21 protein-coding genes are annotated in these 23,658 nt (G+C 64.3%); 9 read left to right on the top strand and 12 right to left on the bottom strand.

Annotated elements, in window-relative coordinates; genetic code table 11:
• The first annotated feature begins 55 nt into the window (after positions 1-55).
• On the top strand, positions 56-1,795 hold the full coding sequence (locus tag RAD04_RS27965) for an ATP-binding protein (protein ID WP_026202466.1): 1,740 nt from the start codon (positions 56-58) through the stop codon (positions 1,793-1,795).
• 287 nt (positions 1,796-2,082) lie between these two features.
• Complete coding sequence (locus RAD04_RS27960) at positions 2,083-2,598, top strand: MgtC/SapB family protein (protein ID WP_461626366.1); 516 nt, start codon at positions 2,083-2,085, stop codon at positions 2,596-2,598.
• A 217-nt stretch (positions 2,599-2,815) separates the two neighbouring features.
• On the opposite strand, the gene RAD04_RS27955 is transcribed toward RAD04_RS27960, so the two are convergent.
• The 5 genes from RAD04_RS27955 to RAD04_RS27935 all read right to left on the bottom strand — a co-directional run bounded on the left by RAD04_RS27955 (position 2,816) and on the right by RAD04_RS27935 (position 9,549).
• Positions 2,816-3,961 (bottom strand): PepSY-associated TM helix domain-containing protein, encoded by a 1,146-nt coding sequence (locus tag RAD04_RS27955; protein ID WP_461626365.1) that lies wholly within the window; start codon positions 3,959-3,961, stop codon positions 2,816-2,818.
• Between the two features lie 5 nt (positions 3,962-3,966).
• A complete protein-coding gene (locus RAD04_RS27950) occupies positions 3,967-6,036 on the bottom strand; it encodes a TonB-dependent siderophore receptor (protein ID WP_461626364.1) in 2,070 nt (689 codons plus the stop codon).
• A 452-nt stretch (positions 6,037-6,488) separates the two neighbouring features.
• Entirely contained in the window at positions 6,489-9,044 is a 2,556-nt protein-coding gene (locus tag RAD04_RS27945) for an HAD-IC family P-type ATPase (protein ID WP_461626363.1), read from the bottom strand.
• Positions 9,041-9,208 carry a hypothetical protein gene (locus tag RAD04_RS27940; protein ID WP_461626362.1) on the bottom strand — a complete coding sequence of 56 codons (168 nt, stop codon included), beginning with the start codon at positions 9,206-9,208 and terminating at the stop codon, positions 9,041-9,043. The genes RAD04_RS27945 and RAD04_RS27940 overlap by 4 nt, the downstream gene beginning before the upstream one ends.
• A gap of 197 nt (positions 9,209-9,405) precedes the next feature.
• Positions 9,406-9,549, bottom strand: coding sequence for a hypothetical protein (locus RAD04_RS27935; protein WP_162832236.1), 144 nt, complete (start codon positions 9,547-9,549; stop codon positions 9,406-9,408).
• 267 nt (positions 9,550-9,816) lie between these two features.
• Between RAD04_RS27935 and RAD04_RS27930 the strand changes: the two genes are divergently transcribed.
• Positions 9,817-9,972 (top strand): hypothetical protein, encoded by a 156-nt coding sequence (locus tag RAD04_RS27930; RefSeq protein WP_461626361.1) that lies wholly within the window; start codon positions 9,817-9,819, stop codon positions 9,970-9,972.
• 34 nt (positions 9,973-10,006) lie between these two features.
• Here the strand turns inward: RAD04_RS27930 and RAD04_RS27925 are convergent, their stop codons facing one another.
• The gene (locus tag RAD04_RS27925; RefSeq protein ID WP_461626360.1) at positions 10,007-10,636 is read right to left on the bottom strand and encodes a ParB-like protein; all 630 of its coding nucleotides are present in this window, start codon (positions 10,634-10,636) and stop codon (positions 10,007-10,009) included.
• A 337-nt stretch (positions 10,637-10,973) separates the two neighbouring features.
• Here RAD04_RS27925 and RAD04_RS27920 point away from each other — a divergent pair, with 337 nt between their 5' ends.
• The 6 genes from RAD04_RS27920 (at position 10,974) to RAD04_RS27895 (ending at position 15,829) form a co-directional block, all read left to right on the top strand.
• Complete coding sequence (locus tag RAD04_RS27920; RefSeq protein WP_461626359.1) at positions 10,974-11,315, top strand: hypothetical protein; 342 nt, start codon at positions 10,974-10,976, stop codon at positions 11,313-11,315.
• A gap of 223 nt (positions 11,316-11,538) precedes the next feature.
• Complete coding sequence (locus RAD04_RS27915) at positions 11,539-11,826, top strand: acyl carrier protein (protein ID WP_007592476.1); 288 nt, start codon at positions 11,539-11,541, stop codon at positions 11,824-11,826.
• 10 nt (positions 11,827-11,836) lie between these two features.
• On the top strand, positions 11,837-12,307 hold the full coding sequence (locus tag RAD04_RS27910; protein ID WP_461626358.1) for a 3-hydroxyacyl-ACP dehydratase FabZ family protein: 471 nt from the start codon (positions 11,837-11,839) through the stop codon (positions 12,305-12,307).
• Complete coding sequence (locus tag RAD04_RS27905; protein WP_461626357.1) at positions 12,304-13,509, top strand: beta-ketoacyl-ACP synthase; 1,206 nt, start codon at positions 12,304-12,306, stop codon at positions 13,507-13,509. The genes RAD04_RS27910 and RAD04_RS27905 overlap by 4 nt, the downstream gene beginning before the upstream one ends.
• A gap of 101 nt (positions 13,510-13,610) precedes the next feature.
• On the top strand, positions 13,611-14,888 hold the full coding sequence (locus tag RAD04_RS27900) for a beta-ketoacyl-ACP synthase (RefSeq protein ID WP_091954090.1): 1,278 nt from the start codon (positions 13,611-13,613) through the stop codon (positions 14,886-14,888).
• Between the two features lie 8 nt (positions 14,889-14,896).
• Positions 14,897-15,829 carry a lipid A biosynthesis lauroyl acyltransferase gene (locus RAD04_RS27895; RefSeq protein WP_461626356.1) on the top strand — a complete coding sequence of 311 codons (933 nt, stop codon included), beginning with the start codon at positions 14,897-14,899 and terminating at the stop codon, positions 15,827-15,829.
• Between the two features lie 39 nt (positions 15,830-15,868).
• On the opposite strand, the gene RAD04_RS27890 is transcribed toward RAD04_RS27895, so the two are convergent.
• From RAD04_RS27890 to RAD04_RS27865, 6 genes are all read right to left on the bottom strand, one after another.
• Complete coding sequence (locus RAD04_RS27890; RefSeq protein ID WP_461626355.1) at positions 15,869-16,993, bottom strand: polyamine ABC transporter substrate-binding protein; 1,125 nt, start codon at positions 16,991-16,993, stop codon at positions 15,869-15,871.
• 2 nt (positions 16,994-16,995) lie between these two features.
• Positions 16,996-18,177 (bottom strand): aminotransferase, encoded by a 1,182-nt coding sequence (locus RAD04_RS27885; RefSeq protein ID WP_461626354.1) that lies wholly within the window; start codon positions 18,175-18,177, stop codon positions 16,996-16,998.
• Positions 18,178-18,184: 7 nt separating this feature from the next.
• Positions 18,185-18,511: a rhodanese-like domain-containing protein gene (locus tag RAD04_RS27880; protein ID WP_026202463.1), complete on the bottom strand. Its 327-nt coding sequence runs from the start codon at positions 18,509-18,511 to the stop codon at positions 18,185-18,187.
• 158 nt (positions 18,512-18,669) lie between these two features.
• Positions 18,670-20,598, bottom strand: coding sequence for a potassium transporter Kup (locus RAD04_RS27875; protein WP_461626353.1), 1,929 nt, complete (start codon positions 20,596-20,598; stop codon positions 18,670-18,672).
• A 140-nt stretch (positions 20,599-20,738) separates the two neighbouring features.
• Positions 20,739-22,637 (bottom strand): potassium transporter Kup, encoded by a 1,899-nt coding sequence (locus RAD04_RS27870; protein WP_461626352.1) that lies wholly within the window; start codon positions 22,635-22,637, stop codon positions 20,739-20,741.
• 173 nt (positions 22,638-22,810) lie between these two features.
• Positions 22,811-23,641: an OmpA/MotB family protein gene (locus RAD04_RS27865; protein ID WP_018320942.1), complete on the bottom strand. Its 831-nt coding sequence runs from the start codon at positions 23,639-23,641 to the stop codon at positions 22,811-22,813.
• Between the last annotated feature and the right edge of the window lie 17 nt (positions 23,642-23,658).

Raw genomic sequence — 23,658 nt, 5'->3', positions numbered from 1 at the left:
GCCGCGGCCGCGCATAGTCCGGGCAAATCCCTCGCTCTCGCCAGGTTCATTCATCGTGACATCCTTTGGACGCGTGATTTCGGTTCGCGGATCGCTGGCCCGGGTCGGGTTGCTGGCAGAAAGCCAGATGCCGATCTCGGAAGTTCGGGCGACCGTAGGCCGCTTCGTCAGTATTCGCAGCGCCAGCTCGGTCATCGTTGCGATGATCACCGAGGTGTCCTGCGAGAACCTGTCGAGCAGCGACAGTTATATCGCGGTTGCCTCGGTCGACCTGCTCGGCGAGATCCTCAACGCCAGCGACAAGCCGAAATTCCAGCGCGGCGTCACCAACTATCCGACCATCGGCGATTCCGTCGATCTGATTACCAGCCAGGAGCTGCGCACGATCTACGCGCCCACCGGCTCGGACCAGATCAATGTCGGCTTCCTCCAGCAGGATCGCTCGGTCGTCGCCTATGTCGATGTCGAGGAAATGCTGTCCAAGCATTTTGCAGTGCTGGGATCGACCGGCGTCGGCAAATCCACCGGCGTGTCGCTGCTGCTCAACGAGATCCTGAAGGCGCGCCCGAACCTGCGCATCTTCCTGCTCGACGTGCACAACGAATATGGCCGCTGCTTCGGCGACCGCGCGCTGGTGCTCAACCCGCGAAACCTGAAGCTGCCGTTCTGGCTGTTCAATTTCGAGGAAATCGTCGACGTGCTGTTCGGCGGCCGCGCCGGCGTGCCCGAGGAGCTCGACATCCTGGCCGAGGTGATCCCGCTCGCCAAGGGGGTGTACACCCAATACCAGAACGCCGACCGCATCGGCCTCAAGCGCATCGATCCCAAGCAGATCGGCTACACCGTCGACACCCCGGTGCCGTACCGCCTGGTCGACCTGATGTCGCTGATCGACGAGCGCATGGGCAAGCTCGAGAACCGCTCCTCGCGCATCATCTATCACAAGCTGATCTCGCGCATCGAAGCGGTGCGCAACGACCCCCGCTACGCCTTCATGTTCGACAACGCCAATGTCGGCGGCGACACCATGGCCGAGGTCATCAGCCATCTGTTCCGCCTGCCGGCGAACGGCAAGCCGATGACGGTGATGCAGCTCGCCGGCTTCCCGGCCGAGGTGATCGATTCCGTCGTCTCGGTGCTGTGCCGCATGGCCTTCGATTTCGGCCTGTGGAGCGACGGCGTCTCGCCGCTGCTGTTCGTCTGCGAGGAAGCGCATCGCTACGCCTCCGCCGACCGCAACATCGGCTTCGGCCCGACCCGCAAGGCGGTGTCGCGCATAGCCAAGGAAGGCCGCAAATACGGCGTCTATCTCGGTCTCATCACCCAGCGTCCGGCCGAGCTCGACGCCACCATCATCTCCCAGTGCAATACGCTCTTCACGATGCGTCTTGCCAACGAGCGCGACCAGGCGCTGCTGCGCGCCGCGGTGTCGGACGCCGCCGCGAACCTGCTCTCGTTCGTGCCTTCGCTCGGCACGCGTGAAGTGCTGGCCTTCGGCGAAGGCGTCGCGCTGCCGACCCGGTTGCGCTTCAAGGAGGTGCCACCGCACCAATTGCCGCGCGGCGAGGCCACCATCAGCAGCGTGCCTTCGGTCACCTCCGGCCACGACATGCACTTCGTCAGCGCCGTGCTCGAACGCTGGCGCGGCGCCACCTCGCAGCGCGACGTGCCGAACGACCCTGTGTTCTCGGCTCCGCCCGCCAAAACGCTCTCCAACGTCGAGGCCCCGATGCTGCAGCCCTCGATGGGGCTCGATCCGGACCGCTTCTCGCTGTTGAAGAAGCCGCTGCGGTAAAGACTCGCGTGTCCCGGACGCGCTGCAGCGTGAAACGCTGCGCAGAGCCGGGAGCCACGCCACAATCACGGCACTCTCGGAGACATGGGCCCCGGCTCAGCAGCGCACCGCACCGGACGATGCTTCGCATCGCCGGGAGCGCTGCGCCCGGGGCACGAGACCTTGCTTGGCCTCTGGAGCGGCTCGCTGGCATCGACTATGTTTTGCCGGCGCGAAGCCGGCTTCATCCCCATGATAGCCCGCGCGCAACCTCATGGGACGCGTGCCGAGAGGGCGACGGACAAAACATGACCGAACTGGATTGGCCCGAAATTCTGCTGCGCCTCGGAAGCGCGACGCTCGCCGGTAGCGCAATCGGGCTGAACCGCGACCTGCACGGCAAGCCGATCGGGCTGAAGACGCTCGGCATCGTCGGGCTCTCCACCGCGGCCGTCGTGCTGCTCGCGGTCCAGTTCGCCGAGCCTGGCAAGATCACCGATGCGACGAGCCGTGTGATCCAGGGCATCCTGACCGGCATCGGCTTTCTCGGAGCCGGCGTCATCGTCCACGAGAGCGATCGTTTTCGCGTGCGCGGCCTGACCAGCGCCGCCTGCACCTTCCTCGCCGCCTGTCTCGGCATTGCGTGCGGCGCCGGGCAGTGGAAAATAGTCCTAGTCGCGCTGGCCTTCGCTTTCGTGCTGCTCACGATCGGCCGCCGTGTCGAACGCTGGCTGCATCGGATGCTTGGCGGCAAGGATGAGAGACGTGACGTCGACCACGACATCGAAGCACGCCATTTGTCAGAGCCCGATCGGCATCCATAGACCTCAGCGCGGTTGACCCGCGCGACGCCAGCAGAAGATGGCCAGAACGACCGGCAGCGACAACGCCAGCCACGAAAGAGCGTCCCAGACACCGTCTCCGACGAGCGCAAGGCCGAGCCCTGCGCCGCAGATGACGCCGACAAGGACAGGCCAGCGGAAGACATCCCACGCGCTTCTGTGGACGCGAGGCTGATTCCGGGAGGGAATGGCCATGGGACTAGACGCCGACTGCCGCGGTCCGGCCCGCGTCTAGCGGCTTGCGGCGGACCGATGATTTCCGCCGCGCGATCCAGAGATAGATCCCGCTGACGAGGACGATGATCGTGATGATGTCCAGCAGCGCCCAAATGATTTTCAGCGGAAGCCCGCCATAGTCCCCGAAATGCAGCGGGCGCGAGACCTGAAGCGTCTTCAGATACCAGGGCACCTCGGGGGCCACGATCGTCTTGCCGTCATTGGCGTCGACGAGCATCGGCTGGAGCATGCGCGCCGTGAAGGGCGTCGCGCCCTTGGTCCAGATGACCAAGTGCTGCGGGCTGCCGAAGCGTGCCGATGTCGGCATCGTCACCGAGGTGACCAGACGATCCGGAAATCTCGCGCGGACGAGCTCGACGGCAGTCTCAACCGACGGGATCGGAGCCACGGGCTTGCCGAGATGAGGCGCCAGCAAGACCGGGATCAACTGCGCGCGCCACAGGTCGAACAGCGGCGTCGCCAGCGTGTTGATCATGCCGGTGAGACCCACCACCGTCGCCCAGGTCACGGTGACGATGCCGAAGAGATTATGGGTGTCGAGCCATTTGGCGCGAGGCGATGATCGCCGTCGGATCGTGCCGAAATCGAGCCGGCGCATGAACGGCCAATAGACGATCACGCCGGAGATGATCGACGCGGCGAACACGAGACCCATCGCGCCGAGAAACAATTCGCCCGGCAGGCCTGCGAACATGTCCTTGTGAATTCGCAACACGAAATCCATGACGCTCTGATGTGGAGCTTCCTCCCCGAGCATTGCGGCCGTCCGCGCATCGAACGTTAGACGATGGAAGTTACCCGGCGCCGGGACAGCGGTCGGAGACACCGCGACCGTCACCAGCGGCTCCGTCTGCTTGAGATTGAGAAGCAGGACGTATTGCCCGGGAAAGCGCGCTTGAGCCGCAGCGATCATCCGGTCGAGCGAGAGCCGCGGCGTTCCCTCCGGCATGGCGGGCGCCGCGATCTCATCCTCGAGCAGATCGTCGATCTCGTCGTGGAAAACCAGCGGAAGCCCGGTCACGCACAGCATCAGCAGGAACAGCATGCACGCCAGCGACGTCCAGGTGTGGATGCGCGACCATAGCCGGATCGTGCGTGCCTGAACCATGATCTCTACCAGCGATAGCTGACGGTGCCCGTGATGGTGCGCGGGCTGGTGTATTGGCAGCCGCCGTTCGCCGTGCAGGCAAGCGTGACGCGATCGGCGATGTTCTTCACGTTGAGCGCCAGGTTGACGCCCTTCGGCTGGCGATAATGCAGGCCGGCATCGAACACGACGTAGCCCTCGTTGACGATGGTGTTGGTGATATCGGCGAAGGTCGGCCCGTTGTAGCGGACGCCGCCGCCAAGACCCCAGCCGCCCCATGTGCCGCCCTGGACAGTGTAGTCGAGATAGGCCGACGCCATCTGGCGGGCGACCAGCGTCGGCACCTTGCCGAGGTCGGTGCCAGTGCTCTGCGTCACCTTCACATCCTGGTTGGTGTAGGTCGCCACCAGGTTCAGCCCGGGGATGATCTGCGCCAGCGTCTCGAACTCGAAGCCGCGCGAATTCACCTCGCCGAGTTGGACCGAGAAGCCGAGATGCGATGGATCGCTCGTGAGCGAGTTTTGCCGCGTCAAGTCATACAGCGCCACCGTCATCAACAAGGTCCGCGACGGTTGATATTTGACGCCGATCTCATGCTGCTGCGCCCTCGTCGGCTTGAACGGGCTGCCCGCAAAGTCCGTGCCGGGCGTCGGCAGAAACGATTCCGAATAGCTGTAGTAAGGCGCCACTCCGGAATCGAACACGTAGGAGACGGCTCCTCGCTTGGTGAAGGCCGTGTCCTTGGTGTCGGTGGTCTTGTTGGTCGCCAAGGCGTAGGTATTTTGTTCCGAGTCGTCGTAACGTCCGCCCAACGTGAAGATCCAGTTCTGGATCTTCATCTGGTCCTGCGCATAGACGCCGACTTGGTCGATCGTCTGGTTCGCTGAGGGGGCAGTGAGCGCAGTCGGAACCGCAATGGCCTGGTCATAGACGGGATTGATCTTGCTCAGCGGCGGTGCAGCTCCGAAATAGGTCCGGTCCGTCATGTTGAACGTCAGATAGTCGACGCCGGAGACCACCGTATGTTGGAGCGGCCCGGTGCTGAACTTGCTGATCAGGTGGTTGTCGGTCGACAGGGTGTCGATCTGCTCCTGGATACGCATCGAACGTCGCGGAAAAACCGAGGTCGTATCGAGCGGAGTTCCGATGAACGTCAGATACCGATAGTCGAGCTCGGTGTGACTATAACGAGCCTTGGATTCGAAGATCAGGTTGTTGCTGAAGCGGTGCTCGAGCTGGTAGCCGACGCGCTCCTGCTCCTGGTCGAATTTGTTGTAGCTGGGGTCGCCGAGAAACACCGGCAACGCCGTGATGCCGGTGACCTTCCCGCCCGTCACATGGACCATCGACAGCGGAAAGGCATTTCCAGTCACATCGTGCGTGTAGTCGGCGAGAATGGTCAGCGTCGTATCGTTGGTCGGCTTCCAGGTCACGGCCGGAGCGATATAGGTCCGGTTGTCCTTCACGAAATTCGAGAAGTTCGCGATCTGCGCATCGGAATCCCTGAACACGCCGGTTAACCGGTAGAGCAATGTGCCATCCTTGGTCGCAGGACCGCCGAAGTCGAATGCGCCCTGAAAGCGGTCGTAATTGCCGAACTGGCCGACGATCTCGCCGAAGGCCCGTTCGGGCGGCCGCTTGCTGATGACGTCAACGAGGCCGCCTGGCGCGCCCTGCCCGTACATGACCGAGCTCGGTCCCTTGATGACGTCGATGCGTTCGAAGCCGTAGGGCTCGTTGCGGAACAGCGACAAGAAGTTGGGATCGCCGACCTCACGAAGCCCGTCGCGATAGGCACCGTAGCCATTGTTGTCGAAGCCACGGATGAAGACGTTGTCGAAGCGCGGGTCTTTGCCGCCCGGCTGGATGGCGAGACCTGCGACATACTGCAATCCTTCGACAAGCGTCGTGGCCGAGCGCGCATCGAGCTGATCGCGGCTGACCACCGAAACGGATTGAGGTGTCTCAAGAATAGGTGTGTCGGACTTCATCGCAGCCGAGCTGACGACGGGCACAAACCCCTTCACCGGATCCGTACCGCGTTCCACCGCAGCGGAGGCCGGCTGAGAACCGGCCTCGGCAGCCTGTCCTGCCACGTGTGATCGCGCACGTCGGACACTCGCAGATCGCGAGTTGCGCGATGTCGTGACCTGACGCTTGTTCGCGCGGCCTTGCTCGACCACGACGGGCGGAAGATCCGATGCTCCACTCACGCCCTGGGCCTGCGCGTTGCCGCCAAAGGCGATGGCCGGAGGAAGCACGAGAAGACCGCACAACGTCGACACGCATCCGCGCTTCGTTGCGCGTGCGTGAAACACAAATTCCAGCATTCCCAGTCCCCGAATTTACGGGGACGACCATGCAAAGACTCCGAACGCACAATCAAAGTCTTTCGGACATTCACGTCGTAGAATCTATGTAGACTAGACCTGTTCTAATGAAACGACGTCAGCATCTCGCAGGCGTCTTCCGTTGGCTGCACGAATTCCCGACGCTGAACGATTCCCGCCGCGCGCCGCGATGAGCGATCGACCTGCCGCGTCACCATTTAGAATCGCAGTCGCCGCGCCCAGATAGATTTCAGCAATTTGAGCACCGTGAGCACCAGCAATCCCGCGCCGAGCGTGACCATGAGATCGTCGAGGTGCAGGGGGCCGAAACGAAACAGGCTGGATGCTGGCGGCCAGAACAGGGCCGCGGCCAGAACGAGCGCGATCGACAGGAATATCCAGAGCAATGCCGGGTTCGGACGGAAGAAGGCTGACAAGAACGACGCGCTGAAGGACCGGTTGACCAGCACCAGCGCGACGACGCAAACGACCAGCGCAATGAAGGCCAGCGTGCGCGCCTCGTCGGGTGGAATACCGGAACGAAGCGCAACGACGAAAATCGCGGCGATCAAGGCAAATGCCATGACGCCTTGAAGGATGCTCCAGCCGACCAAAGCCCACGAGAACAATTCCGCATCGGCGCGCCGCGGCGGGCGCGTCATGACATCGCGCTCCTCCCGCTCGGCTTCGAACACGAGCGAGCAGACCGGGTCGATGATCAGCTCCAGAAACGCGATGTGAACGGGTCCGAGAATCAGAGGCAGCCCGAAAACCAGCGGAAGCAGGGCCAGCCCCGCGATCGGAACGTGGACGGCGAAAATGAAGGCCATCGCCTTGCGGAGATTGTCGTAGATCCGGCGCCCCAGCCGGATGGATGCGACGATGGAGCCGAAATCGTCGTCGAGCAGGACGATCGAGGATGCCTCGCGCGCGACATCGGTACCGCGGCCACCCATCGCGATCCCGATATGGGCAGCCTTCAGGGACGGCGCGTCGTTGACGCCGTCGCCGGTCATCGCGACGATCTCGCCGTTGCGCTTCATCGCCTGAACGATCCGCAGCTTCTGCTCCGGCAGGACCCGAGCGAACACGTTCACGTTCCTGACGAGGGCCTCCAGCCCGCTCTCGTCCGCGAGCTTGATCTGCTCACCGGTCGCGACCTCGTTGACGTCGAGCCCGGCCTGCCTGGCGATCGCCATGGCGGTCGCCGGATAGTCGCCCGTAATCATGACGACGCGGATGCCGACCGAACGACATTCGGCCACCGCCTCGGGGACGTGCGGACGAAGCGGATCGGCCAACCCGACCAGACCGAGGAAGCGAAACGAAAAACCTTCCTGCGAGCCCGGCAGGGCCTCGCCGTCGCAGGTCGCGGCGGCCACGCCGAGCACGCGAAGACCGTCCTTCGCCATCGCCGCGACCGCATCCCGCATCGCGTCCTGGTCCGCACCATCCAACTTGCAGAGGCGCGCAATCGCTTCGGGAGCACCTTTGGCCGAGGCGAACACTCCTTGGGACGATTGCCAAACTTGGGTCATCGCCAGGAGCTCGGGGCGCAGGCCGTAGGTGCGGATCAAGGTCCGAGCACCCGGGGTTTCATCATCCTCCGGCAGGCTCGCCTGCGCGAACGCGTGCAGGGCCTTTTCCATCGGATCGAATGGTTCGGGCGAGCTCGCCAGAGCACTGCAACGCGCCAGGTCGAAAAACTCCGCTCCCACGGGCGCTGGCTGCGAAGACACCAGGCGCACGCTCGTCCCGTCGCGTAGCCTCAGCTCCGCAACCGACATCCGGTTCTGTGTCAGCGTGCCGGTCTTGTCGGTGCACAGCACCGTGGCGGAGCCGAGCACCTCGATCGCGGCCGCGCGCCGCGTCAGCACCCGCGCCTTCGATATCCGCCAGGCGCCCATGGCCATGAACACCGTGAGGACGACGGCAAACTCCTCAGGCAGCATGGACATGCCGATCGCGATGCCTCCGAGCATCGCCTGCAGCCAATCCCCGCGCAACGTTCCGTAAAGCAGGACGGCGGCCAGGCTGATCGCCGCGCCGCCGAGAAAGCAAAGCCGTACGAGCCGTGCGGTCTGCTGCTGCAGCCGCGGCGGCTCCGGCTGCAAGCCATGCAGCGACAGCCCGATCTTCCCGATCTCGCTGCGAGGACCGGTGGCCTCGACCTCGGCGAGGCCCTCGCCTCGCACGACCAGTGAGCCCGAATACACGAAGGGCAGGTCATCGCCGCCCGGGCGATGCTCGGCCAAGGTGGCTTGGGAGGGCGTCTTAATGGCCTGCTTGCGAACGGGGACCGATTCTCCGGTCAGCAGCGACTCATCGACCGCCAGATCACGCGCGCTGACGAGTACCGCATCCGCCGGAATCCGATCGCCCTCGGCCAGGACGAGGAGATCGCCGCGAACGACGTCCCTGCCCGCGATGCGCCGGCGCTCCCCGTCCCTGACCACGAGCGCTCGCGGACTGGTCAGCTCTCGCAACGCCTCCAGCACGCGCTCGGTGCGGGTTTCCTGCACGATCGTGATCACGACGGAGATGGCGCCGAATGCCAGGAGGAGCAGCGCCTCGCGAAGGTCGCCGAGCAGCAGGTAGACCAGCCCGCCACACAGAAGGAGGGCGAGCATCGGCTCGCGCAACACCTCCAGCACGATGCGCAGCGGCGTGCGCCGTTCGGGCCGTGGCAGTTCGTTGTAACCTTCCTGTTGCAGCCGCAGCCGGGCCTCGGTTTCGCTGAGCCCGGCCGAACCGCCGCTTTCTGTCCTGCTCACGTCCTCCGCCGCATGCTCCAGAGACTTCCAGCCCCCACGACGGCTGTCACGAGCAGGACGGCGACGAAGGTCTGGATGATGGTGAAGTTCAGGGCATCGCGCGCGACGAACAGCGCGGTGACCGCGCCGGCGACGATAAAGACGATGCGAAAGATGATGCTCACGGCCGTGCCTCCAGTCTTGCATGACTTGGAGCCCGGGCCCGCGACGTCGGGGCACAACGCTGCCTCTGCAACCATGCAGGCAGACTCTAACCGGTCACAGCGACGCAGACTTGCGGCAGGTCAAGCCTGACCTGGCCATCGCCGCATCCGGCCGGTCGACGGGTGCGACCTGATGTCCACGTCGGAGTGATCAGCCGCTAACGCTTCGCCATCAACTCGAGCGCCGGAGCAAAGCGCTCCGCGAACGTCAACGACTTGGCGTGGTGAACTGCGGCAAACGATGCCGAAATTCCCGCCGAAGCGACCGCGAGCAACGCAATTACGAAAGCCAGACGGCGCATGTTCGCCTCCTGTGTGAGCTCGACTACCCCATAGAGATGGGACGGCTCTGTTTCAGGACGGTTTCATGGGCGCGGAAATTGATTTCACTCAAGCGCCTGTGATGGGATCCGGCTTATCTGGACGCATTCCGTAACCAACTAACAATGGTCGACGTATTTTGCAGCGGAGCGCGGCCGTGTTGGGAATTCTACATCCGCGGACACAATCCTGAGCACTGCGGCGACCAGCAGCATTCGCTGGAATGGGAGTCATCAAGGACTATTCAAATGAAGATCGTGATCCAGAAGCTCAACGGCCTGTGGCATCTCATCGTCGGGTCGAGCCAAATCCGAACGCCCTTCCTGGACACCCAGGACCGCGCGCTGGTGATCACTTACGCTCGCCGCGCCTATCCCGGCGCCAGGATCTTCCAGCGCGACTGATGTGAAGCATCACCGCACGCGATTCACGACGCCCCTAATCATCGTCCTCCGGACCGCACCATCCGGGCAGATAGACCGCATCCTTGCTCTTGGCTGCGGACATCGCCTTCTCGATCGCCTTGTCGAAATCGGCCTCCACCGTCTTGCGCGAGACCTTTCGGCGCAGGAAATCGGCCCACAGGAATTCGGAGAACGGCGTGGTGTCCTTGGCGAAGCCGCCCAGGCGGCGCAATTCGCCGGCAAGGCTGCGGAACGGATCGTCCTTGAGATCGGCAACCGATTTAGGCAGGTCGCGGAACTGTCGCCGCTCGCCCTTGGCGTCGTAAGGATAGACCCAACGCTTGTTATCCATCACGCCCCAGAAGGCCTCGCGCTCGACCATGCGGAGGTCGCCGACGATGGTCACCAGCACCTCCTTGACGCCTTCGTCGTGCAGCGCGCGGCCGAGATGATGATGGTCGATCACATAGTACCGCGCGTCGGGGCCGTAGACGACGGGGATCATGTGCTTGCCGAGAAGATCGGCCTGCTTCTTCTTGTCATGCTCGCGCCAGCGCTTCCGCTTCTCCTTGACCTCGCGCATGCCGACCGTCATCTGCGTCGGCCGGAGCGACAGGATCGGGACCGGGTGCACTCTCGGCTCACGCGCGTTGGTCGTGGTCATGGTCGAAGGCCCCTCGCATGGATGCAACTGACGGTTCAGGTTCCCCGACTATGACATGGGCCATGCGGCGGCAAAACGTGTTCGGAAGGACGCGGAGATCACAAGCCGATGTAAAGGGGAACGAAGGCGTGAGTCCTTGGCCTTTGCTACCTCTGTTGTTGCAACGCAACCCTTGCATCCCTGCCGCCGACACGACGGCTGGTTCCGCGGTCGCTTCCCACGATCCATGCACAAATAGTGCGAGCGTACAAATGCACGCGGGCATTGCGAAGATTTTCTGCAACACGTTCATCACGTGTGCTATCTAAAATCGCTGCTTCGGAGTGATCCCCGCCCCATGACTACCCAGCGGCCCATAAGCTCTGACGACGAGCACCGGGTGCTCCAGTTCAGGCCGCGCACCTCGCCTTCCCCGACGGTCCACCGCGGCAGCGGCACCGTGCAGCCGTTGCGAGTCGCCCCCGAACCGCTCGACCTGTCGCGTTACGAGAAGCCCCGCGCCGAGTCGGACGATTTCCGCCATCGTATGCTCGCCAACATCGCGGCGCTGGCCTTCACCATCGCGCTGACCGCAATCGGAATCTGGCTCGCGGTGAGCATCGCCGACCTCCGCCGGACCCAGGATTGCGTGCTGATGGGCCGTCGCGACTGCGTCAAGATCACGACGCCGCATATCTAGGCCTGCCTCGCCCCGGCCCCGGCGGGCAAGGGACTCCAGCGGGGCATCCCCAGCCCCGTCTCACCGCCTGCCCGCCTCCATTGAACTCAGGGCGGCGCTCCGATATACGGGCTTTCGACCCGGCCAGAGGGGGGTTTGAGGGCGTCATCAGGGGCGCGATGCCCACCCACCGTGCCACTCTGGACAATCTGACAAATATCCGCAATATATCAAAGGCTTAGTGATGTCTTCCACATTCGATCAGGTCGCCACGATCATCGCTGAAACCTGCGACATCCCGCGCGACACGATCACGCCGGATAGTCATGCCATTGACGATCTCGGCATCGACAGCCTCGATTTCCTTGATATCGCGTTTGCGATCGACAAGCAGTTCGGCATCAAGCTCCCGCTGGAAAAGTGGACCCAGGAGGTCAACGACGGCAAGGCGACCACCGAGCAATATTTCGTTCTGAAGAATCTGTGCGCCCGCATCGACGAACTGGTTGCGGCCAAGGGCGCGAGCGCCTAAGCGCGCGGTCATGCAACTCGAATACTTCCACATGATCGATCGCATCGTCGACCTCAACGTCGACGAGAAGACGATCGTCGTCGAAGCGCAGGTCCCGCAGGAGAGCACCATCTTCGAGGGGCACTTCCCGGGTTACCCCTTGATGCCCGGCGTGCTCCTGATCGAATCGATGGCGCAAGCCTCGGGCTGGCTTCAGCTCGGCGTGTTCAAGTTTGAGCGCATGCCGATCCTTGCCGCCGTGAAGGAGGCCAAGGTCCGCGGCTCGGTCTTCCCCGGCGATCTCATGAGCATCGAGGCGAGCCTCGTCCATGAAGGCTCCGGCTATGCCATGACCGAAGCCAAGATCAGGGTCGGCGGCAAGCTGCGCGCGAATTCGGCGCTGACCTTCACGCTGATCCCCTTCCCCAATGCGGATATGCGCGGCTACATGACGAAAGTCGCCGAGCGCGTCGGCTTTCCGCAACAGGCCGTATCGCCATGACTGACACTGCTTCGAAGCCCGGCCAGACCGAAGTCTGGATCACCGGCATTGGACTCGCGACCTCGCTCGGCGAGGGCCTGGACGCCAACTGGGCCGCGCTTGCCGAGAAGCGCATCAATGTCGACGAGAAGGGCTTTGCGCCCTACGTCGTGCATCCCTTGACGCCTGTTAGCTTCGACAGCCAGATCCCGAAGAAGGGCGACCAGCGCCAGATGGAAGCCTGGCAGCGCATCGGCACCTATGCCGCCGGGCTTGCGCTCGATTCCGCCGGGATCAAGGGCAACAAGGACATCCTGTCCAAGATCGACATGGTGGTGGCCGCCGGCGGCGGTGAGCGCGATCTCAACGTCGACACCGGCGTCTTGACGGCCGAGGCCAAGGGCGCGAACGCGCCCGGCTTCCTCAACGAACGGCTGATGAGCGATCTCAGGCCGACGCTGTTCCTGGCGCAGCTCTCCAATCTGCTCGCCGGCAACATCGCCATCGTGCACGGACTTGGCGGCACCTCGCGCACCTTCATGGGCGAAGAGGTCGCCGGCGCCGATGCCGCCCGCATCGCCCTTGCGCGCATCGCCTCGGGCGAGAGCGACATCGCGCTGGTCGGCGGCTCGCACAATGGCGAGCGCAAGGACTTGCTCGTCCTCTACGAATTCGGCGATTTCAACCTCAAGGACAAGTTCGCTCCCGTCTGGGCGCGGAAGGACCACGCCGGCTTCGCGCTCGGCTCTGCCGGCGCCTTCCTGGTGCTGGAGTCGAAAGCACATGCGCAAGCGCGCGGCGCAAAGCCGTTCGCAAGACTGTCGAGCGTCGTCGCCGACCTCGCCCGGCGCAAGCAGCCCGGCGACATGGCCGCGACGCTGGAGCAGCTGTGGGCCAAGCTACCCAGGCGCGAAGGCAAGGGCGCGATCATCTCAGGCGCGACCGGTGCGGAGCCCGCGACAAGCGAAGAGCGCGACTTCCTGAAAGGCCATGCCGACTTCCCGGTGCGTTCGACCGGCACGATGTTCGGCCACACCATGGAGACGCAATTCCCGCTCGGCATCGCGCTCGCCGCGCTCTCGATCTCGCGCGGTGCGCTGTTCCCGCCGAACGATTCCGCGGGCACCGAGATTGAAATGCAGGGAGCGCCCACCCAGATTGTGGTGGTGGGGGCCGGACACTGGCGCGGCGAAGGCATGGCGCTGGTCGAGGCAGTTGGCTAAAGCGCGTCGCGCTTTAGCGAGTTAATGTTTGGAGCATGATCTTTCCGGAACACCGCGTCACACTTTTCCGGATCATGCTCTAGCTCTATCGGGGGATCGACATGACTGCACCACGCGACAAACTCGGGCGCCCCGTCGTCGTCGTCACCGGCATGGGCATCATGACCTCGCTCGGTGCCGGCAAGGCCGACAATTGGGCCAAGCTCGTCGCCGGCGAATCCGGCATCCGCACCATCACGCGCTTTCCGGTCGACGGCCTGAAGACCACGATGGCCGGCACCGTCGATTTCGTCAGCGTCGATCCGTTCTCCTCCACCGCCCTGTCCGAGCGGATGGCTGAGCTCGTGACGGAGGAAGCGCTCGAGCAGGCCGGCATCGGCGCCAAGGCCGATTTCCCGGGTCCCCTGTTCCTCGCGGTTGCGCCGGTCGAAGTCGAATGGCCGCAGCGCCGCGAGCTCGGCCGCGCCGTCGGCGCGCTCGACTTCAACTATGACGATCTCTTGCGCATCTCCGGCGGCGGCAAGTACAGCGCCTATCATCACCGCTTCATGTTCGGCTCGGTGGCCGCGCATCTCGCCGAGACCTTCGGCACCAAGGGCTCGCCGATCTCGCTGTCGACGGCCTGCGCGTCCGGAGCCACCTCGATCCAGCTCGGCGTCGAGGCGATCCGCCGCGGCGAGACCGATGCCGCGCTGTGCGTCGCGACCGACGGCACCGTGAACCCGGAAGCCCTCGTGCGCTTCTCGCTGCTTTCGGCGCTGTCGACCCAGAACGATCCGCCGCAGGCGGCCTCCCGCCCCTTCTCCAAGAACCGCGACGGCTTCGTCATGGCCGAAGGCGCCGGCGCGCTCGTGCTGGAAAGCTACGAGGCCGCCACCGCGCGCGGCGCAAAGATCCTCGGCGTGATCGCCGGCTGCGGCGAGCTCACCGATTCCTTCCATCGCACCCGCTCTTCGCCCGACGGCAAGCCGATCATCGGCTGCATGAACAAGACGCTGGCCGATGCCGGCATGACGCCGGACCAGATCGACCACATCAACGCGCACGGCACCGCGACGCCCGAGAACGACAAGATGGAGTTCAACACGACATCGGCCGTATTCGGCGAGCTCGCGCAGAAGATTCCGGTGACGTCCAACAAGTCGATGGTCGGCCACACCATCTCGGCCGCAGGCGCGGTCGAGGCGATCTTCTCGCTGCTGACGCTCGAGCATCAGCGCATCCCGCCGACGATCAATTACGAGACGCCGGATCCCACGATCCTGTTCAACGTCGTCGGCAACAAGGCGCGCGATGCCCGCGTCACGGCGGTGATGTCGAACTCGTTCGGCTTCGGCGGCCAGAACGCCTCGCTGATCCTGACCCGCGAACCGGCCTGACCGGACGCATGGCGCTGCTTCCTGCGAGGACGAAGGCCCGCGCGCGGGAGGCTGCGAAATCGATCGGCGGCAGCCTGATCGGCGCCGCCACCGTGGGCATGCTGCGCACCACGCGCTATTTCGATCCGGCCAAGACCTCGGACTTTTTCGCGCGCGTGGTGAAGCTGATCGGCCCGCGCCTGCGCGAGCACCGCATCGGCCGCGCCAACCTCACCGCGGCGTTTCCGGAGAAGTCGCCAGAAGAGATCGAAGCCATCCTGATGGGCGTCTGGGACAATCTCGGCCGCGTCGGCGCCGAATTCGCCCATATCGACCATGTCTGGGATTACGATCGCGATCATCCGGACAAGAGCCGGATTGAATTGTCGCCGCGCAGCATCGAGCTGTTCGACCAGATCCGCGACGACGGCAAGCCGGCGCTGATCTTCGCCGCGCATCTCGCCAACTGGGAACTGCCGGCGCTCGCTGCCGTCGCGCACGGGCTGGATACCGCGATCCTCTATCGCCGGCCGAACATCGCCTCCGCGGACCGCATCATCCAGGAGATGCGCCAGGTCAACATGGGCACGCTGATCCCGGCGGGCCGCGATGCGCCGCTGCGGCTCGCGCAGGCGCTGAATGACGGCAAGCACGTCGCGATGTTGATCGACCAGTACCTGACCGCCGGCGTCGAGGTCAGCTTCTTCGGCCGCAAGACCCGCGCCAATCCGATGCTGGCGCGGCTCTTACGCCAGGTCGAATGCCCGATCCACGGTGTGCGCATCATCCGCCTGCCCGGCAACCGCTTTCGCGGCGAGCTCACCGAAGAGATCAAGCCGATCCGCGATGCCGAGGGCAAGATCGACATCCAAGGCACGACGCAGGCGATCACCAGCGTCGTGGAAGGCTGGGTGCGCGAGCATCCCGAGCAATGGCTCTGGCTGCATCGGCGGTGGCGGTAGTTACGCCGTCATTGCGAAGAGCGGAGCGACGAATGCCCCTCACCGCCCCGTCTTCACCTTCGTCCACAGCCGGTTGATGATGCGCTGGGTCGCCGGCTCGCGCGCCGTGATGACGAACAGTTTTGCGAGCGTCGCCTCGTCCGGATAGATGTTCTTGTCGTTCAGGATCTTCGGGTCGACCAGCTTCTGGCTGGCGAGGTTGCCGCTCGCGTAGGACAGGAAGTCCGAGTTCTTGGCGGCGACATCGGGCCGATAGAGATAGTTGATCAGCTCGTAGGCTTCCTTGACGTTCTTGGCGTCGGCGGGGATCGCGAGATTGTCGAAGAACATCTGCGCGCCCTCCTTCGGAATGGCGTAGCCGATCTCGATGCCGCTGCTGTTGTCTTTCTTGGCCTCCGCCGCACGCGCGCGGGCCTGCATGATGTCGCCAGACCAGCCGACCACGAAGCAGATCTCGGCGGTCGCGAGCGCGCTGAGATATTCGGAGGAGTGGAATTTGCGCACGGAGGGGCGGACTTTTGCGACGACATCAGCGGCCTTCTCGAGGTCAGCCTGCTTGGTCGAGTTCGGATCGAGCCCGAGATAATTCAGCGCCGCCGGAAAGATGTCGTCGGCGGAGTCGAGCATGTGGACGCCGCAATCTCTAAATTTGGCCAGGTTCTCCGGCTTGAAAACGATGTCCCAGCTGTCGATCTTCGCATCGGGCCCCAGGATCTGCTTCACCTTGGCGACGTTGTAGCCGATGCCCGTCGTGCCCCACATATAGTTGGCGGCGTAATTGTTGCCGGGATCGTAGGTCGCAAGGTTCTTGGTCACCATCGGCCAGGCATTTTCCAGATTCGGCAGCTTCGCCTTGTCGAGCTTCTGGAAGATGTTGGCCTTGATCTGGCGCTGCAGGAAATAGGCCGTGGGCACCACGACGTCGTAGCCGGACTTGCCGGCCATCAGGCGCGTCTCCAGCGTCTCGTTCGCATCGAAGGTGTCGTAGACCACCTTGATGCCGGTCTCCTTGGTGAAGGCCTCGAGGACGTCCGGCGCCATGTAGTTGGACCAGTTGTAGAAATTGACGACCCGCTCCTCGGCCCTGACAGGGGCGGAAAGCAAATTCAGCGCGGCGGCGATCGCGAGGCCAAGGCCAAATCCGCAGCGGCCGACGTTCGTCATCTCTACCTCTTGCGACCGCGCACCGCGTCCGACAGCCGTTCCAGGGCGGTGTCGAGGGTCTCGTCCTTCTTGGCAAAGCAGAAGCGCACCACCGAGGTAACGGGGTCCTGCTCGTAGAAGGCCGACACCGGGATCGCCGCGACCTTGTAGTCCTTCACGATCCGCCAGCAGAACTCGGTGTCGCTTTCGTTGAGCCCGAGCGGCGACAGGTCGACGGTGAGGAAGTAGGTCCCTTGCGACTTCAACACGGGGAAGCCGAGGCTCTCCAGCCCCTTGGTCAGGCGGTCCCTGCTCCGCATCAGGTCCTTGCGCATCGACAGGAAATACTCGTCGGGCTTGCCGAGGCCGTAGGCGACGGCGGCCTGCAGGTTCGGCGCGGTGGTGAAGGTCAGGAACTGATGCACCTTGGCGGCGACGCGCAGCAGCGGCGGCGCGGCGCAGACGAAGCCGATCTTCCAGCCCGTCAGCGAGAAGATCTTGCCGGCCGAGCCGACCTTGATGGTGCGCTCGCGCATGCCGGGGATGGTGATCAGCGGGATGTGCTTGTGCTCGTCGAAGGTGACGTGCTCCCAGACCTCGTCGCAGATCGCGATGACGTCGAACTCCTGGCAGTAGCGCGCCAAGAGTTCGAGATCCTCGCGCGGGAAAACCACCGCGCTGGGATTCAAGGGGTTGTTGAACAGCACCGCCTTGGTCTTTGAATTGAAGACGCTTTTCAGCATGTCCTCATTCAAGCGCCAGTGCGGCGGCTCGAGCCGCACGAGACGCGGAATGCCGCCGGCCTGGCGGATGATCGGCAAATAGGAATCGTAGACCGGTTGGAAGCAGACCACCTCGTCGCCGGGCTGGACCACCGCGAGGATGGCCGAGGTCAGCGCCTCGGTGCCACCGGAGGTCACCATCACCTCGCTCATCGGATCGAGCTTGAGCCCGTGCCAATGGCCGTAATGGGTCGCGATCGCCTGGCGAAGCTCCGGCAGGCCCATCATCGAGGGATACTGGTTGTAGCCGTTCAGCGAGGCCTCGGCCGCGGCGCGGCGGATGTCCTCCGGACCCGGATCGTCGGGAAAGCCCTGGCCGAGATTGATGGCGGCATTGTCGCGCGCGGCCTGCGACATCGCCTCGAAGATGGTGACGGGAAGGTCGGCGAAGACCTTGTTCAGCGAGGAGCTCTTGGTCGTCATCGCGAGGTCAGCCACCGACCTTGCTGGGAAGCCCCGCCGCCTTCCAGCCCAGCATGCCGCCGGCCAGATGCTTGTCGTAAGGCAGGCCCGCCGCCTGCGCCGCGAGCGAGGCCGTTACCGAGCGTTTTCCGGAACGGCAGGCGAACACGACGTCCTTGCCTTGGGGATCGGGGATCGCCTTGGGATCGAAGGTCGAGAGCGGTACCACGACGCCGTAGGGATAGGCCTCGGCTTCGACCTCGTTCGGCTCGCGCACGTCGACGAGGAGATAGCGGCCCTCCGCGACACCCTTGGAGACCTCGTCCGGGGTCAGATCCTGCACCTGGTTTGCCACATCATCCTCCAACGTCGCGCGTGCCAGCCGGACCTATCCCGGCCGGCGGCAACCTCGCCTCTCGGCTCACGAAAATCAAGCGCTACAAAGGCTTGAGCCGCGCGGCGCAAGTTAAAGCTAAATCGCAGCGACTTGAAGTGCGGCGTTGGTTCGGCCGCCTAGATCGTCACCTGCGTTCCGACCTCGACTACGCGGCCAGAGGGGATCTGGAAATAGTCGGTGGCATCGTTGGCCGAGCGGCTGAGCGAGATGAACAGCCGGTCCTGCCAGCGCGGCATGCCGGAATGGACGGCGGGCTTCAGCGCTCTGCGCGACAGGAAGAACGAGGTCGACATGATGTCGAACTGCCAGCCGAGCTTGCGGGCGATCGCCAGCGCCTTCGGCACGTTGGGCGATTCCATGAAGCCGAACTTCAGCGTCACCTTGGAGAAGGTCGGGCTGATCTGCTCCAGCTTGACGCGCTCGGCTGGATCGATCCGTGGGGTCTGTGCCGTCTCGATGGTGAGAATGACATTCTTCTCATGCAGCACTTTGTAGTGCTTCAGACTATGCATCAGCGCGGTCGGCGCGCTGAGCGGGTCCGAGGTCAGGAACACGGCGGTGCCAGGCACCCGCTGCGGCGGGCGCTTCTCCAGCATCGCCACGAGATCGGCGAGCGGGAACTCGAGCTTGCGCGACTTCTCGAACAGCAGCCGGCTACCGCGCCGCCAGGTGTACATCAGGATGATCATGACCGCGCCGAGCGCCAGCGGCACCCAGCCGCCCTCGAACACCTTGAGCAGGTTGGCGGCCAGGAACGTGAGGTCGAGGAACAGGAACGGCGCAATCAGCGCCCCGGCGGCGAGCGGCGACCAGCGCCAGACCTTCCAGATGACGATAAAGCCCATCATCGCCGTGACCACCATGGTCCCGGTGACGGAGATGCCGTAGGCCGAGGCGAGCGCGCTGGACGAGCGGAACAAGAGCACCAGCAGCACCACCGCGACCAGCAGCAGCTGGTTGATGCGCGGGATGAAGATCTGGCCGGAATGGGCTTCCGACGTATGACGAATTTCGAAGCGGGGCAGCAGGCCGAGCTGAATTGCCTGGCGCGTCAGCGAATAGGCGCCGGTAATGACCGCCTGGCTGGCGATGACGGTCGCCATGGTGGCGAGCACGACCATGCAGCCGCGGAAGAAGCCTTGCGGGAAGAGCTGGAAGAAGGGGCTGACGATGGCGCCGGGATCGCCGAGCACGAGCGCGCCCTGCCCGAGATAGTTCAGCGCCAGCGACGGCAGCACGATGGACAGCCAGGCGGTCTGGATCGGCCGCTTGCCGAAATGGCCGAGATCGGCATAGAGCGCCTCGGCCCCGGTGACCGCCAGGAACACGGCGCCCAGTGTGACGAAACCGATGATCCCGTGATGGAACATGAAAGAGACCGCATAGAGCGGGTTCAGCGCATACAGCACTTGCGGCTGCTGGATGATCGGATGGATCGCCGCCGCGGCAAGGACGGCAAACCAGACGCACATGATCGGGCCGAAGAAGGCGGCGACGCGGGCGGTTCCGCGCGACTGCACGGCGAACAGGCAGACCAGGATGACCACGGTCAGCGGCACGATATAGGGCTCGAACCGCAGCGTGACGTCCTTCATGCCCTCGATCGCCGACAGCACCGAGAGTGCCGGCGTGATCACGGCATCGCCGTAGAACAGCGCGCCGGAAATGATGCCGAGCAGGACGACGGTCGCCCCGCCGGTGCCGACCGCGCGCTGGGCCAGCGCCATCAGCGCCAGCGTGCCGCCCTCGCCGTTGTTGTCGGCCCGGAGCAGGATGACGACGTATTTGAGCGTCACCACGACAATCAGTGCCCACAGGATCAGCGAGAGCACGCCGAGCACGGCCGCGGGCGTCGGCAGCCCCTCTGCGCCCGAGGCGGCCATCACCGCCTCGCGGAACGCGTAGAGCGGGCTGGTGCCGATATCGCCGTAGACGACGCCGATGCTGCCGAGGGTCAGCGCACCGAAACGGGCGGTGGTATGGGCCTCGCCATGCCCATTGGCCGCCGCCGTTTCCGGGGCGGAAATCACTACATCGCTTGTCATGGAAGAGCCCAGTGGCCTCTAAAATGCTTCACTGCACAACGGCGGAAGAGCGCGCGGCTTATAGTCCTGCGCTACCGGCATAGCCTAGCCTGATTCCGGGGCTTAGACATGCAAATTTGCATGACTAAGGCAGTTGCGTTCTAGATGGTGACTTGGGTTCCGACTTCAACCACCCGCCCCGTGGGGATCTGGAAGTAATCCGTGGCGTCGTTGGCGGACCGGCTGAGCGCAATGAACAAATGGTCCTGCCACAGCGGCATGCCCGACTGCGCCGACGCCTTCAGCGACCTCCGGGACACGAAGAACGACGTCGACATGATGTCGAACTGCCAGCCCTGCTTGCGCGCGATCGCGAGCGCCTTGGGCACGTTCGGCTGCTCCATGTAGCCGAAGCGCAGGCGGACTTTCGAGAACTTCTCGCTGATCTTCTCCATGCGGAAACGCTCCGCCAGGTCGACCCGGGGCGTATGCGCGGTCTCGATGGTCAGGATCACGTTGTGCTCGTGCAGCACTTTGTTGTGCTTGAGATTGTGCAGCAGCGCGGTCGGCACAAAGGAGGGATCGCTGGTCAGGAACACCGCGGTGCCCTTGACGATGTGCGGGGGCCGCTTCTCCAGGCTGCGGATCAGATCGTCCAGTGGCACCTCGATCCGGCGCGTCTTCTGGATCAGGATTCCGGAGCCCTTCCGCCAGGTCCAGATCGTTCCCGCCATTGCCACGCCGAACAGCAGCGGCACCCATGCGCCCTCAAGCAGCTTCAAGAGATTGGCGCTGAAGAAGCTCAGATCGACGATGACGAAGGGCATGATCACGGCCGCAGCCGTGGCAGCGCGCCAGTTCCACAATTTCCAGATCACGATGAAGCCCATGATGCCGTCGGCGACCATGGTGGTGGAGACCGCGATGCCGTAGGCCGAGGCCAGATTGCTGGGGGTGTGGAACAATAGCACCAGCAGCATCACGCCGATCAGCAGCAGCCGATTCACCCGCGGCAGGTAGATCTGCCCGGCGTGAGTCTCGGAGGTGTAGCGGACCTCGAAGCGCGGCAAGAGACCGAGCTGTACCGCCTGATAGACCAGCGAATAGGCGCCGGTGATCACCGCCTGGCTGGCGATCACGGTCGCGGCGGTCGCAAGCCCGACCAGCGGCAGCACCAGGCTCTCGGGCACCATGCGATAGAACGAGTGCTCGATCGCGCTGGGATCGGACAGCACCAGCGCGCCCTGCCCGAAATAATTGATCAAGAGCGCGGGCAGCACGAAGAACATCCAGGCCGACTGGATTGGCTTGCGGCCGAAATGGCCGAGATCGGCATAGAGCGCCTCGCCCCCGGTCACCGCCAGGAACACGGCGCCGAGGGTAACAAGGCCAATCGTGCCGTGCGACAGCACGAACTGCACGGCGTAATAGGGATTGATCGCCGCCAGCACGGACGGATCGTCGGCGATGTGGACGGCTCCCATCACGGCGATGACGGTGAACCAGATCACCATCACCGGCCCGAAGGCCGAGGCGACCAAGGCCGTGCCCTTGCTCTGGACCGCGAACAGCAGCGCCAGGATGAAGACGGTCAGCGGCACGACGTAATGCTCGAGCGCGGGGGTTGCGAGCTTCAGGCCTTCGACCGCCGATAGCACCGAGATCGCCGGCGTGATCATGGAATCGCCGATGAACATGGAGGCGCCGACCACGCCCAGAGCGAGCAGGAACCAGCTCCGCCGCCCGAGGGCGCGCTGGCCGAGCGCCATCAGCGAGAGCGTGCCGCCCTCCCCGTTGTTGTCGGCGCGCAGCAGCAGCAGGACGTATTTGGCGGTGACGACGATCAGCAGCGCCCACAGGATCAGCGACAGCACGCCGAGCACCATGACCCGCGAGACCGGCTCGCCATGGGCCGCGCCCTTGACAGCCTCATGGAATGCGTAGAGCGGCGAGGTGCCAATATCGCCGAAGACGACGCCGATGCTCCCGAGCGTAAGGGACCAAAAGCCCGAGGTGACCGGCCCGTCCTGGGTCTCGGCCTGTGTGATGCTCGCCGTCATGAAGGTGGAAAACGCTTCTTCCCTGGAATTGATCCGGCGCCTTTTGACGCTTCCTGCGCGCCTGTCAATCGGCGCACCACCATAGCAGGCGCCGAGCCGGATGCTGTGACGCAGCAGCCACGCTCATCGCCAGCGCGACGACATGCCTCAGGTAAGATGGTAGCGCAAGAGGGTTAGGGCTTGAGATTCGGCGGCAGCGGCGGATCTTCGCGCATCAGGGTGATGGTCACCCGCCGGTTGGCCGCGAGCGAAGGATCGTCCGGAAACAGCGGCTGAGTGTCCGCCTTGCCGGAGACGGCGAAGATGTGCGACGGCGGCAGGCCCTCGCGTTCGAGGATCTGGCGCACGGCATTGGCACGGTCGGCCGACAGATCGAAGGCGCCGTAGTCGCTGCGGGTCGGCACGAATCCGGCCGCGGTGTGGCCGGCGATGGAGACGCGGAGCGGCGTGGCCTTGAGCGGGATCGCGAGCTTCTCGACCAGGCGGCGGGTGCGGTCATAGGGCACCTTGGAGCCGTCGGCGAACATCGAGCGGCCGTCCTGGTCGACAATCTCCAGATTGAGACCCTGCTTGGTCTCCTCGAACATGATGTGCTTGGACATCTCGGTCAGCTCCGGCATGTCCTGCAACGCCTGGCGCAGCGAGGCTGCGGCGAGCGCGAAATTGCGGTCGACCTTGATCTTCGCGCCCGACGTGCGGTCGCGATCCTCCTGGTCCGGCGTCGGCGTGTTGGAGGCATCCTCGGGCTGGATATGGTCGACGTTCTTCAGCCGCGGGCGGGTCGGCAAACCGTCGGACTCGACGATTCCGGCATAGCGCGCCTCGCTCTGGACGCCGAAGGCGTCGCGCATGGAGCCAGCGACGATCTTCAGCTTGTTGGCGTCCTGCGTCGAGAACGCCACGAGCATCACGAAGAAGCTCATCATCAGGCCCATGAGGTCGGCGAAGGTCACGAACCAGCCGTGACCGCCTCCATGGGCATCGCCGCGTTTCTTCTTGGCCATGGCTCAAATCCCGGCGG

It is taken from the genome of Bradyrhizobium sp. 25ACV, from assembly GCF_054863005.1.
Note: the sequence above shows the minus strand (reverse complement) of the source record. Positions and strands in the feature narration are given on the sequence as shown.

Excerpts from the sequence above, each read along its gene's own strand:
- RAD04_RS27960 (WP_461626366.1), top strand. The coding sequence starts at position 2,083 with ATGACCGAACTGGATTGGCCCGAAATTCTGCTGCGCCTCGGAAGCGCG.
- RAD04_RS27955 (WP_461626365.1), bottom strand. The coding sequence starts at position 3,961 with ATGGTTCAGGCACGCACGATCCGGCTATGGTCGCGCATCCACACCTGG.
- RAD04_RS27935 (WP_162832236.1), bottom strand. The coding sequence starts at position 9,549 with ATGCGCCGTCTGGCTTTCGTAATTGCGTTGCTCGCGGTCGCTTCGGCG.
- RAD04_RS27930 (WP_461626361.1), top strand. The coding sequence starts at position 9,817 with ATGAAGATCGTGATCCAGAAGCTCAACGGCCTGTGGCATCTCATCGTC.
- RAD04_RS27925 (WP_461626360.1), bottom strand. The coding sequence starts at position 10,636 with ATGACCACGACCAACGCGCGTGAGCCGAGAGTGCACCCGGTCCCGATC.
- RAD04_RS27920 (WP_461626359.1), top strand. The coding sequence starts at position 10,974 with ATGACTACCCAGCGGCCCATAAGCTCTGACGACGAGCACCGGGTGCTC.
- RAD04_RS27915 (WP_007592476.1), top strand. The coding sequence starts at position 11,539 with ATGTCTTCCACATTCGATCAGGTCGCCACGATCATCGCTGAAACCTGC.
- RAD04_RS27910 (WP_461626358.1), top strand. The coding sequence starts at position 11,837 with ATGCAACTCGAATACTTCCACATGATCGATCGCATCGTCGACCTCAAC.
- RAD04_RS27905 (WP_461626357.1), top strand. The coding sequence starts at position 12,304 with ATGACTGACACTGCTTCGAAGCCCGGCCAGACCGAAGTCTGGATCACC.
- RAD04_RS27900 (WP_091954090.1), top strand. The coding sequence starts at position 13,611 with ATGACTGCACCACGCGACAAACTCGGGCGCCCCGTCGTCGTCGTCACC.
- RAD04_RS27895 (WP_461626356.1), top strand. The coding sequence starts at position 14,897 with ATGGCGCTGCTTCCTGCGAGGACGAAGGCCCGCGCGCGGGAGGCTGCG.
- RAD04_RS27890 (WP_461626355.1), bottom strand. The coding sequence starts at position 16,993 with ATGACGAACGTCGGCCGCTGCGGATTTGGCCTTGGCCTCGCGATCGCC.
- RAD04_RS27885 (WP_461626354.1), bottom strand. The coding sequence starts at position 18,177 with ATGACGACCAAGAGCTCCTCGCTGAACAAGGTCTTCGCCGACCTTCCC.
- RAD04_RS27875 (WP_461626353.1), bottom strand. The coding sequence starts at position 20,598 with ATGACAAGCGATGTAGTGATTTCCGCCCCGGAAACGGCGGCGGCCAAT.
- RAD04_RS27870 (WP_461626352.1), bottom strand. The coding sequence starts at position 22,637 with ATGACGGCGAGCATCACACAGGCCGAGACCCAGGACGGGCCGGTCACC.
- RAD04_RS27865 (WP_018320942.1), bottom strand. The coding sequence starts at position 23,641 with ATGGCCAAGAAGAAACGCGGCGATGCCCATGGAGGCGGTCACGGCTGG.